This window comes from uncultured Microbacterium sp., assembly GCF_913776565.1.
Taxonomy (GTDB): domain Bacteria; phylum Actinomycetota; class Actinomycetes; order Actinomycetales; family Microbacteriaceae; genus Microbacterium.
On record NZ_CAJYPF010000144.1, the window covers coordinates 1 to 10,465 of the forward strand.

Below are 10,465 nucleotides of genomic sequence, written 5' to 3' on the forward strand. Positions count from 1 at the left end.
TCCGCCTCGGTGTCGGGGGCCTCGGCGTCGGTGTCGACCGCGGACTCGGTGCCTCGCTCGTCGAGCGCGAGGTCGGGATCGAGCTCGTCGACGCGCACGTCGGGCGGCGTGGGATCGACCGGCGTCGCCACGTCGGCGTCGGCGTCGGCGTCGGCAGAGGGGAGGTCGGCGTCGGTCGACGGCCCGCCGGAAGCGGTGGCGTGCCCTGCCTGCGGGTCCTCCGCGGCGTCGTTCCGCTCGACGACAGGCTCTTCCACCGCGACATCCGCCGGCGTCGGGTCGACCGCGGCGGGTGAATCCTCGACGACGGGCTCCTCCACCGCGACATCCGCGGGAGTCGTGTCGACCGCGGCGGGCGCATCCTCGACGACAGGCTCTTCCACTGCGACATCCGCCGGCGTCGAGTCGATCGCGGCGGGTGAATCCTCGACGACGTGGTCCGCCTCCGACGGCTCGACAGGTGCGGCAGAGGACGCGGGCACCACCTGAGCAGTCGCGGGCAGCGGCGGACGCGGCGGGACGACGATGTCGTCGAGCACGAGGGCGGACGCGACCGGCGGGGCCGCGGGACTCGGCTGCGTCACCACGTCGCTCGGGGTGGCGACCTTCTGCGCGGCGGTCTTTGTCTCGACCGCGGTCGCTTCGGCCACCGCATCGGCCGCCGTCGGCGTCTGCGACGCGTCGGCCTCGGGCGCCGCGGCAGGGGCCGCAACGCGCGGGGCAGCCGCCTTCTTCGTCGTCGTGCGGGGGGTTGCGGGCTTCTTCGTCGCCCCGCTCGCACTCGCCGCGCGCGGCTTCGCCGTACCGGCCGTCGCGCGCGGCGTCGTGGGCTTCTTCGCCGAACCCGCGGCACGCGGGGTCGCCGGCTTCTTCGCCGCGCCCGCCGCGCCCGTCGCACGCGGCGTCGTGGTGCGCGGAGCGCGGGGCTTGGCGGCGGCCGTGGGCTTCGTCGCGTCGGTCGGCGCGGAAACGGCCGGGGTCGTGGCATCCGTCGACGAGGGATCGGCGGGCGTCGCGTCGGAGTCCGCCGACGGCGCGGGTTTCGTCGCCGTCTTGCGCGGTGCCGGGCGCTTCGCGGCCGTCGTCCGAGGAGCGCGCGGAGCACGAGGTGTGGACGGTTTCGCCACCGTCGCGTCGGGTTCGACGCTCGCCGCGGCGCCCTCGGTGTCGGACGAGGACGTGTCTGGGAGCTCCGGCAGCGACGCTGTCATCGCACCAAACTATCAACCCCCTCCGACAGCCCCCGACCCTTGTGGGATCGGCCCGGGCGTGCCGCGACGGTGACCGTGCCGGATGACGCCACGGCACCGGCGGGCACTCAGACTGTCCGTGGAGGATGAGGACATGTCCGAGAAGGTGCACCGCATCCACTCCCTGCCGAACGACGCGCCCTGGAAGGGCGGATTGCCGCCGGTCGGGTCCGCGGAGCACCCCCGGGCGATCCGCATGCTGGACCGCGTGCTGTCGGTCCAGCGCCCCGTCGTCCTCGCGCATCTGCGCAGCGTTCGCCTGCGCCACCCCGACGCCTCGGTCGCCGAGATCCTCACGATCCTCGAGCGGCGCTACCTCGCCGCGGTGACCACCGGCGGTGCCGCCGTCGGCGCGACGGCCGTCGTACCGGGGATCGGCACGGGCGTGACCCTCGCCCTCAGCGGGGTTGAGACCCTCGGCTTCCTCGAGGCCACCGCGCTGTACGCCCAGTCGGTCGCGGAGGTGCACGGCGTCGCTGTCGACGACCCCGACCGCGCTCGCGCGCTCGTCCTGGCGCTCATGCTCGGCAAAGAGGGTGTCGACCTGGTCTCGCAGCTCGCCGCGCAGGCCGGCGGCCGCGGGACGAGCCGGTCGGGCTCCTGGGGCGAGATGATCACGAAGACCCTTCCGCGCGCCGCCGTCGGCCCGCTGGTCGACCGTCTCAAGACGTCCTTCGTCCGTCAGTTCGCCACCCGCGGCGGGGCCTCGTGGGTCGGCAAGGCGCTGCCCTTCGGCGTCGGAGCGGTGGTCGGCGGCACGGGCAACCTCGTCCTCGGCCGTCGCGTGCTCGTCAACGCCCGCCGGGCATTCGGCGCCGCGCCGGCTCGCCTCCCCGCCGACCTCGAGCCGCGTCCGGGCAGCGCGCCCCTCGAGCGCGCGGCCGCCGGGGGTGTCCGCCGCGTCGGCAGCGCCCTCGCCGACGCGGTCGGGTCGGCCGCGAAGAGAGCCCTCCCGCCGCGCCGCCCCCGGGACTCCCCCGACTCCGGCTCGAACGCCTCGCCCGGGGCCCCGGCATCCTGACCTCTTCTCATCGACGACACCCCGGGCGCAAGTCCCGCGCGCACCCGGGGTCGGCGCGTTAGCCTCGCCGCATGGGCGACCTCCTCGAATCCCTTGCCTTCTGGATGCCGCGTCAGCGCTGGTACGGCACGAAGGGCCGCGACCCGCGCCTCACGGTGGTCGCCGACTGGCCGCTCGACGGGGCCGAGGCGCACCTCCTGCTCGTGCGGGACGAAGCCGTGCACCCCGCGATCGTCTATCAGGTACCGGTCGCCCGTCGCGCCGAGGGATCCGTGCCCCCGGGCAGTCTGATCGGCCCCACAGCCGACGGGCAGGTGTGGGCGGATGCCACGACCGACCCGGCCTTCACCGACCTGCTCTACACGTGGGTGACGGTCGGCGGCGAAGTGGGCACGGCTCAGGACGGGTTCATCGGCATCGCGCTGGCCGGGGACACCCCGGCGCCGCACGCGACCGCGCGGGTGCTGAGTGGCGAGCAATCGAACACTTCGCTGATCTTCCGCCCGGAGGGCGAGGGGCTCCCCGTCATCTGCAAGCTGTTCCGACAGGTCAACCCGGGAATCAACCCCGACGTCGAGCTGCAGTCCGCTCTCGCGGCCGGCGGCGCCGCGTTCGTGCCCGCGGCGATCGGCGAGGTGCGCGGGTCGTGGGTGACACCCGAGGGTGTGCCGGTGAGCGGCTCGCTCGCTTTCGCCCAGGAGTTCTTCGAGGGCGTCGAGGACGCCTGGAGGGTCGCCCTCGATGCGGCCGCCGCCGGAGAGGACTTCTCCGCCCGCGCCCACGCGCTCGGCGCCAGCGTCGCGGGCATGCACGTCGCGCTCGCGCAGCAGTTCCCGACTCTCGAGCCGGACGAAGCCGATCGCGCGGCCGTCGTCGGCGCCTGGGAGCGACGCCTCGCGATCGCCCTCGCCGAGGTCCCCGCGCTCGCGCCGTACGCCGAGCGGATCCGCGCGGTGTACGCCGCCGCGGCGACCGCACCGTGGCCGGCGCTGCAGCGCGTGCACGGTGATCTGCACCTCGGTCAGGTGCTGGACACGGCATCCAATGGGTGGGTCCTCCTCGATTTCGAGGGCGAGCCCCTGCGTCCCATCTCGGAGCGACTGCGTCCCGACGTATCCGTGCGGGACGTCGCGGGCATGCTGCGTTCGTTCGACTACGTCTCGGGGGCTGTCGCCGACGACGACGGTGCGGCCGTGCGGGCATGGGTCATCGCCGCGCAGCAGGCGTTCGTGGACGGGTACCGCGAGACCGCGGGCGCGGCCGGCGAGGGCGAAGACTCGCTGCTCGCGGCCTTCGAACTCGACAAGGCCGTGTACGAGGCGATCTACGAGACGCGCAACCGGCCGGACTGGGTGGGGATCCCGCTCGCCGCGATCGGACGACTCGCGCCGCTGGATTGAGCTGCGCGTCGCGCGAAGCCGAGTGATGCGGCGCCGGACCGCGCCCTGAGGGCGTGGTTACGCGGCGGACGCCTTCTCGTCGGTCATCGCATCCACGCGCGCGACCTGTTCGTTCGCGGCCTTCGTGGTCTGCTGCAGGAAGTCCGCGAGGTCGATCTCGATCTGCGAGTCGAGACTGGTGATGATGCGACGGCACGTCTCGTCGAAGTGCGCGAGCTGCGACCACGGCTCCTTCTCGAGGTCGACCGCGAGGTGGATGTGGTTCACGCGCCGGTCGTCCTGATCCGGCTCACGCCGGAGGATCTCGCGACGCACCAGTCGCTCGACCATGGTCGTGACCCCCGCGGACGTCACGCCGAGGTATTGGGCGAGGGCCGAGGGGCGGATGCCGGGATTCGCGCCCACGTAGGCGAGCGCCTTCGCATCGAGCTCGTTGACGCCCAGTTGCCTGCGGGCCTGCGCCGCAGCCTCGTCGCGCGAGCGACAGAACTGGATCAGGGCCGCCATCAGGGGCGAGTCGTCGCCGGTCTCCTGCGTCATCGGGCCGCTCCCTTCCGTCTGTCGAACGCCCCACTATATCTAACGCTCTTAGGTTCCACGCCTAGCGATCAGTTCGCGTGATTGTCAGCGCGAATAATCACTAGCTTACTTAATTACCTGCTAGGCTATCTATCACCGGGGTTGACCACCCCCGGTCGACACGAAGAAGGGAACGTCCCGATGACCAGCACCGCTTTCACCTCCACCGCACCGCTGCGGCACCGCTCCACCTTCGTGCCCACCGCCGACGCGGTGAGCAGCTCCCGCCTCGCCGCGGTCGTCGTCTGGGCCAGCGTCGCGACCTGCGCCCTCAGCGCTGCCGTCGTCCTGCCCCTCGTCTTCTGACAGAACCGCACCACCAGGAATTCCCCATGGGTACGCTCTTCTCCAGCTCCGACGCGCAGCCGATCACCATCGACGACCGCCTCTTGCAATATCTGCAGGTCGTCGTCTCGACCAAGCTCCGCCGCGGCGAGTCCTTCACCATCACGTGGACCGACGAGGCCGCTGGTCACGCACGCACGACCCTGTGGATCCAGCCGTCGATCTCCATGCGCTTCGAGTACACCGCGATCGCATCCGCTCCCCTCTCGGGCGGCTACCTGCGTCAGCTCGCCGACCAGGCGGCCATGTCGTCCGGCCTGCTGCTGAACGCGGCGACCTGGCAGCAGAACGAGGATGCGCACCGGGTGCAGCTGCTCGCCGCCGCCTGACGCTCCCCCGCACCGAAGTGCCGCCCCGCCGTCGTGGGGCGGCATTCTCGCGTGGGCGAACGGTGCCGCCGCGCCTCCCCCGCGCCGCTGTCCCGCCGCACCGCGGCATTTTCCCGTGGGCGAACCGGAACGACCCCGCCACCACCCACGCGCGACGCACGAAACGCCGCCCCGCAACGAAGCAGGGCGGCGTTCCGGCGCCGGGAGCGGTGGAACTCAGCTGGTCGGCATCGAACCGAGGGTGACCTCGGCCGTGCGCTGCTGACCGTTGCGCAGGTACGTGACCTCGGCCTTGGATCCCGCGGCGAGCGCGCGCACCTGAGCGGTCAGGTCGATCGAGTTGGTGACCGGGATGCCGTTGAACTGGGTGATGACGTCACCCTTCTGCAGGCCCGCGGCTTGCGCGGCACCGCCGCTGACGGCCTCGGCCACGTAGGCGCCCGTGGTGGTCGCGCCCTGCTGGGAGGCGGCATCCTGAACCGAGGCGCCCAGCAGACCGTGGGTGGCCGAGCCGTTCTCGATGATCTCGCTCGAGATGCGCTTGGCGATGTCGGAGGGGATCGAGAAGCCTACGCCGATGTTGCCGGACTGCCCGCCCGACGAGGATCCGCCGGCGCTGGCGATGGCGACGTTGATGCCGATCAGCTTGCCCTCGTCGTCGACGAGCGCGCCGCCGGAGTTTCCGGGGTTGATGGCGGCGTCCGTCTGGATGACGGCGATCTTGATGGTCTGGTTGGCCGACTGCGACTGCTGCCCCTGACCGAAGTCGAAGCGGAAGGGGCTCTCCTGCCCGGGCTCGGTCTGCTGCTGGTCGGAGCCGTCCGAGGGGGCGGCCGACGAGGCGACCTGGATCGAACGGTTCAGCGCGCTGACGATACCGGTGGTCACCGTGTTGGGCAGGTCGAGGGGCGCACCGACGGCGACGGTGTTGTCGCCGACGTTCAGCTTCGACGAGTCGCCGAACTCGATCGGGGTCAGGCCCGAGGCGTTCTCGAGCTTGATCACGGCGAGGTCGTACGTGGGGTCGGTGCCGACGACGGTCGCGGCGTAGACCTTGCCGTCGCTCGTGGTGACCGAGATCCGGGCGTTTCCGGTCTGGCCGTCGAGGGTGACGACGTGCGTGTTGGTCAGGACGTAGCCGTCCGCGCTCAGCACGACGCCCGATCCGGTTCCGCCGGCCTGCGAGCCGGTGGCGCTGATGGTGACGACGCTGGGCACGACCTTGCTGGCGACCGCGGCGGTGGCGTTGACGTCCTGCGGGTCGTTGACCGTGATGGCGGTGGGTCCCGAGACGGTCGAGGCGTTGGAGCCGCCCCACAGGCTGAGGCCCGCGTAGGTGCCCCCGAGGCCCGCGCCTCCGCCGACGAGGGCCGCGGCGACGAGCAGGGCCGCGATGCGGGGGGCCGAACTCTTCTTGCGGGGCTTGTCGGTGGATGCCGCGTCGGGCATCGCCAGCGTGGGGTGAGCGTTCGTGGCGCCCGGGCCGAAGGCCTGACCGGTGGGCGCGGTGGCTCCCGTGGGGGCCGAGGCGTAACCGGGGTGCGGGTGAGCCGTGCCGGGCGTGGGCGCGGGCCAGGCGGCGGCCGCCGCGGCCGGCGAGCGCGTCGGCACGGGGGGCACGTCGTAGCGCGGGGCGGGGGCCGGGGTGCTCTCGCCGAGGTTCGGGGCGTCGTGGCGCGGCGACGTGGGGACGCCGCCGTGCGCGTCGGCCGTGTTGTGGCTGTTGTCGTTACCCTCGGGACGGTTGTCCGTGGTGTCGCTCATGGGATGCTCCTTCTTCCAGGCGCTTCTACGATGACCTCGGATCCTGTGGGCCACCTATGACGAGCGTGAGCCGCCTCTATGGGTCTAGCAGGTACACACCCCATGGCATTCCCGCTTGCGTCGGCCGGGTGTGCGGCATCCTGGATCCATGCAGCAGATCCCCGGCGCCTGGCAGCGCACCGCCCGCGGTGCGGGGCTCCTCGCGCCCGACGGCTCGTCCGTTCCGACGATCTTCGCCGAGATGAGTGCGCTCGCCTCGGCGACCGGTGCGCTCAACCTCGGTCAGGGCTTTCCCGATCAGGACGGACCGCAGGAGGTGATGGATGCCGCGCGCCGCGCGATCGCGGAGGGCGTCAACCAGTACGCCCCGGGCCGCGGCTACCCCGACCTGCTCGCCGCGATCGCCGAGCACCAGCAGCGGTTCTACGGGATCGCGCTCGACCCGGCCCGCGAGGTGCTCGTGACGGTGGGCGCGACCGAGGCGTTGGCGGCGACGCTGCTCGCGCTGGTGGACTCCCCCGACGACGAGGTCGTCGTCTTCGAGCCGTACTACGACTCGTACGCCGCGTGCGTGGCCCTGTCGGGCGCGAGGCTCGTGCCGGTGCCGCTGCGGTGGCCGGACTTCCAGCCCGACCTCGAGCGCTTGGCATCCGCCGTGTCGGACCGCACGCGCGTGATCCTGGTGAACGATCCCCACAATCCGACGGGCACGGTGTTCTCGCGCGAGGTGCGGGACGAGATCGTGCGCCTGGCGCACCTCCACGACGCCGTCATCGTGACCGACGAGGTCTACGAGCACCTGGTGTTCGACGGTCCGCACGTGCCGATCGCGACCCTGCCCGGGGCGGCCGAGCGCACGCTGTCGATCTCGTCGGCGGGCAAGACGTTCTCGCTCACGGGGTGGAAGACGGGGTGGGTCACCGGCCCCGGCGAGCTGGTGTCGGCCGTGCTGGCCGTGAAGCAGTTCCTCACGTACGTGGGCGCGTCGCCCTTCCAGCCGGCGATCGCCGTGGGGCTGCGCCTGCCCGACGGGTTCTTCGCGTCGGTGGCGTCCGACATGGCGGCAAAGGCCGCGCTGCTGGGCACGGGCCTGCGCGCGGCCGGGTTCGACGTGTCGACGCCGGGCGGGTCGTATTTCACGGTGGTGGATGCCGCCCCCCTCGGCGCCACGGACGCCGACACGTTCTGCCGCGAGCTGCCCGATCGCGCCGGGGTGGTCGGCATCCCGCTCACCGCTTTCGTCTCGCCCGCGCATCGCGATCGGTACCGGACCCTCGTGCGTTTCGCCGCGTGCAAGCGCGTCGAGGTTCTGGCCGACGCGGCCGAGCGGCTCGCCACGATGACGCGGCCCTGACCGTTCGCGCCGGTCATCACCCCGCGGGGTGATCTTCTCGCCGCCGTAACCCCGACGACGAAACACGAAATGCGCGCGTGGTACTTTTCCGGCAGAACGCGGTTTTCGCCGCCGCGTTCTGGGGGGAAGTGGGGACGATGTCTCGAAAGAAAAGCACGCACGATTCGCGACCCGTTCGCGTCGTCGAGCTCTACGGAAAAGACCTGCGGTGGGAGGACGCGGAACCGAATCTGCGCCTGACCGACGAAACCGTCGCGCGCCTGACGCAGGAGGGGTACACGATGGCCCTCGTTCGCGTGGGGCTGTGGCGCACGCGTCGCGTGTCGCTCATCCGCCACGCGCAGCGGCTGTCCTGAGACTCGTCAGCGCGGCGTGACCCGAAAGCGTCGCAGTTCGAGAGCCGGATTGACGCGCCGTACGCGTGCGATGGCGTGCGGATCGACGTGCGCCACCGCCACGTCGGTGGCGGTGCCGACCTGTGCGACCGTGACCCCCTGCGGGTCGACGATCATCGAATGACCGACGCCGAGGGGCGGGGTGTGGTCGGCGGCGGCGACGAAGAACGTGTTCTCGATAGCCCGAGCGTGCAGCAGCGTCTGCCAGTGGTGTTCTTTCAGCGGACCGCGCACCCATTCGGCCGGCACCAGGGCGACGTCGACGCCCGCGTCGGCGAGCAGGCGCGCCACCTCCGGAAAACGCAGGTCGTAGCAGGTCATCAGGCCGAACCGCAGGCCGTCGACGACGAACGTCTGCGGTGGCGCGAGCTCGCCGGCCTCGATCCAGTCGGACTCGCGCTGACCGAAGGCGTCGTACAGGTGGAGCTTTCGATAGACGGCCCGGATGCCGTCGCCCCCGACCGCCACGACCGTGTTGCGCACACGGCGGCCGTCGTCGGCCTTCTCGAGCAGCCCCGCCACGATGACGACGTCGAGGTCGGTGGCGAGGGCGGTCAGGGCCTGGACGAAAGGACCGTCGAGGTCCTCGGCGTTCTCGGCGAGCGAGGCATCGAACGGGTTGACGAAGTAGCTCGAGTACTCCGGGTAGACGATCACGCGCGCGCCACGTCGCGCCGCGACGCGCGCCGCGGACTCGATGTCGTCGAGATTGTTCTGCCGCGACGCGCCGGGTGCGAACTGCGCCACGGCGATGCCGACGGTTTCGTGGTTCATCGCGTGCTCCCTCTCGCCCGGCGTCGGACCGACACCGGCACCACGACCCACAGTACGAGGATGATCAGCCCCAGCACGACTCCCGCGGCAAGGGCCGCGGCAAGGCTCACGACCACGTCGAACACGAACACCACGACCCCGACCAGCAGAACCGACACGAGCGCCAGCGCTCCTCGCAGGCAGTTGTGGCCCGTGCGCACCAGGGCCGGCTTGACCTGCAGGTGGAACACCGCGCGGTGCAGCGCCACCGGTGCCAGGGCGACCACCGCGCTGAGCGCGGCCAGGCAGATGAGAACGAGGTAGAACGTCCTCTGTGTGGGCGAGAGATCCGCGAAAGAGGACTGGATCGCGAGCGCCAACAGAAAGCCGGTGAGAATCTGCGTGCCCGTCTGCAGCACCCGCAGTTCTTGCAGAATCTCGTTCCAGTTGCGGTCGGCCCTCTGCGCGGGCGTTTCGGGGCGTCCGTCGTCGAGATCGTCGAATGTGTTGCTCACCGGCCTATTCTCTCGCGACACTCCCGGGCGGTATGCCCGGATTTGCCATGTCGTTCATCTCGGCGTAATGTTTCCTCTTGTGCCGCGGGGTGGAGCAGCTCGGTAGCTCGCTGGGCTCATAACCCAGAGGTCGTAGGTTCAAATCCTGCCCCCGCAACAAGAAGAAGGCCCCGGATCGCAAGATCCGGGGCCTTCTGCCTTTCCCGGATGCCGTCGGCGCATGGCTCAGGTTCACCCTGTTCGGCCCGATTTTCACCTGGGGATAACCCCCATCGCCCGGGGCGCGCGTTCTTAGCTAGAACGCATGTCAACGTTCTCGGTCGATCCCGATGCCCTCACGAGCACCGCCGGTGTCGCGCGCACGCTCGTCGACGCGGCGACTGCCGACACTCCGACGGAGCATCCTGCCGACGTCGGCCACGACGGCCTCGCCGACGCCATCGGTCACTTCGCCTCACGGACCGATGACGCGTGGCGTGCTCGCGTCGACGACATGCGCCGTATCCCCGATGCGCTGGACGACAGCGCGTCGACGTACGAGAACGCCGACAACGAGGCGGCCGCCGCGGTGCGACGAGCGGACGGAGGGCTGTGATGCTCGGCTCGATGTCGACCGACCCCGCAGTTCTCGTCCCCGGGTCCCCCGCGTCGATCGACACGGCAATCCGGGGGTGGAAGGCTCGCGCTGACCACGCCGAAGAGAACCGGCTCGCCCTCACGAAACTGGCCACCCCCGAGGGGTGGCAGGGTTCGGCTCCCG

General features: G+C 71.3%; 12 protein-coding genes, 1 tRNA gene and 1 pseudogene. 9 read left to right on the plus strand and 5 right to left on the minus strand.

Annotated elements, in window-relative coordinates:
- Positions 1-383 (minus strand): annotated as a pseudogene (locus QZ433_RS07755) (hypothetical protein); the annotation flags it as partial.
- A gap of 142 nt (positions 384-525) precedes the next feature.
- Between QZ433_RS07755 and QZ433_RS07760 the strand changes: the two are divergent.
- The 3 genes from QZ433_RS07760 (at position 526) to QZ433_RS07770 (ending at position 3,671) form a co-directional block, all read left to right on the plus strand.
- Complete coding sequence (locus QZ433_RS07760; RefSeq protein ID WP_295781538.1) at positions 526-1,284, plus strand: hypothetical protein; 759 nt, start codon at positions 526-528, stop codon at positions 1,282-1,284.
- Between the two features lie 60 nt (positions 1,285-1,344).
- Positions 1,345-2,271: a hypothetical protein gene (locus tag QZ433_RS07765; RefSeq protein ID WP_295781540.1), complete on the plus strand. Its 927-nt coding sequence runs from the start codon at positions 1,345-1,347 to the stop codon at positions 2,269-2,271.
- A gap of 71 nt (positions 2,272-2,342) precedes the next feature.
- Positions 2,343-3,671, plus strand: a complete 1,329-nt coding sequence (locus QZ433_RS07770; RefSeq protein WP_295781542.1) for an aminoglycoside phosphotransferase — start codon at positions 2,343-2,345, stop codon at positions 3,669-3,671.
- 57 nt (positions 3,672-3,728) lie between these two features.
- Here QZ433_RS07770 and QZ433_RS07775 read toward each other — a convergent pair whose 3' ends face one another.
- Complete coding sequence (locus QZ433_RS07775) at positions 3,729-4,211, minus strand: MarR family transcriptional regulator (protein ID WP_295781545.1); 483 nt, start codon at positions 4,209-4,211, stop codon at positions 3,729-3,731.
- A 180-nt stretch (positions 4,212-4,391) separates the two neighbouring features.
- On the opposite strand from QZ433_RS07775, the gene QZ433_RS07780 reads away from it, so the two are divergent.
- Together QZ433_RS07780 and QZ433_RS07785 are read left to right on the plus strand one after the other, a co-directional pair.
- The gene (locus tag QZ433_RS07780) at positions 4,392-4,556 is read left to right on the plus strand and encodes a hypothetical protein (protein ID WP_295781547.1); all 165 of its coding nucleotides are present in this window, start codon (positions 4,392-4,394) and stop codon (positions 4,554-4,556) included.
- Between the two features lie 26 nt (positions 4,557-4,582).
- Complete coding sequence (locus tag QZ433_RS07785) at positions 4,583-4,924, plus strand: hypothetical protein (RefSeq protein ID WP_295781551.1); 342 nt, start codon at positions 4,583-4,585, stop codon at positions 4,922-4,924.
- Positions 4,925-5,140: 216 nt separating this feature from the next.
- Here QZ433_RS07785 and QZ433_RS07790 read toward each other — a convergent pair whose 3' ends face one another.
- Positions 5,141-6,688, minus strand: coding sequence for a trypsin-like peptidase domain-containing protein (locus tag QZ433_RS07790; protein WP_295781552.1), 1,548 nt, complete (start codon positions 6,686-6,688; stop codon positions 5,141-5,143).
- 148 nt (positions 6,689-6,836) lie between these two features.
- Between QZ433_RS07790 and QZ433_RS07795 the strand changes: the two genes are divergently transcribed.
- Together QZ433_RS07795 and QZ433_RS07800 are read left to right on the plus strand one after the other, a co-directional pair.
- The gene (locus QZ433_RS07795) at positions 6,837-8,042 is read left to right on the plus strand and encodes an aminotransferase class I/II-fold pyridoxal phosphate-dependent enzyme (RefSeq protein ID WP_295781556.1); all 1,206 of its coding nucleotides are present in this window, start codon (positions 6,837-6,839) and stop codon (positions 8,040-8,042) included.
- A gap of 137 nt (positions 8,043-8,179) precedes the next feature.
- Positions 8,180-8,398, plus strand: a complete 219-nt coding sequence (locus QZ433_RS07800; protein ID WP_295781559.1) for a hypothetical protein — start codon at positions 8,180-8,182, stop codon at positions 8,396-8,398.
- 6 nt (positions 8,399-8,404) lie between these two features.
- Here QZ433_RS07800 and QZ433_RS07805 read toward each other — a convergent pair whose 3' ends face one another.
- Positions 8,405-9,211 carry a carbon-nitrogen hydrolase family protein gene (locus QZ433_RS07805; RefSeq protein WP_295781562.1) on the minus strand — a complete coding sequence of 269 codons (807 nt, stop codon included), beginning with the start codon at positions 9,209-9,211 and terminating at the stop codon, positions 8,405-8,407.
- Complete coding sequence (locus QZ433_RS07810; RefSeq protein WP_295781565.1) at positions 9,208-9,705, minus strand: DUF6328 family protein; 498 nt, start codon at positions 9,703-9,705, stop codon at positions 9,208-9,210. Before QZ433_RS07810 ends, QZ433_RS07805 begins: the two co-directional genes overlap by 4 nt.
- Positions 9,706-9,788: 83 nt before the next feature.
- On the opposite strand from QZ433_RS07810, the gene QZ433_RS07815 reads away from it, so the two are divergent.
- Positions 9,789-9,862: transfer RNA gene (locus QZ433_RS07815), tRNA-Met, on the plus strand.
- Positions 9,863-10,009: 147 nt separating this feature from the next.
- A complete protein-coding gene (locus QZ433_RS07820; protein ID WP_295781567.1) occupies positions 10,010-10,300 on the plus strand; it encodes a hypothetical protein in 291 nt (96 codons plus the stop codon).
- Positions 10,301-10,465: the final 165 nt, after the last annotated feature.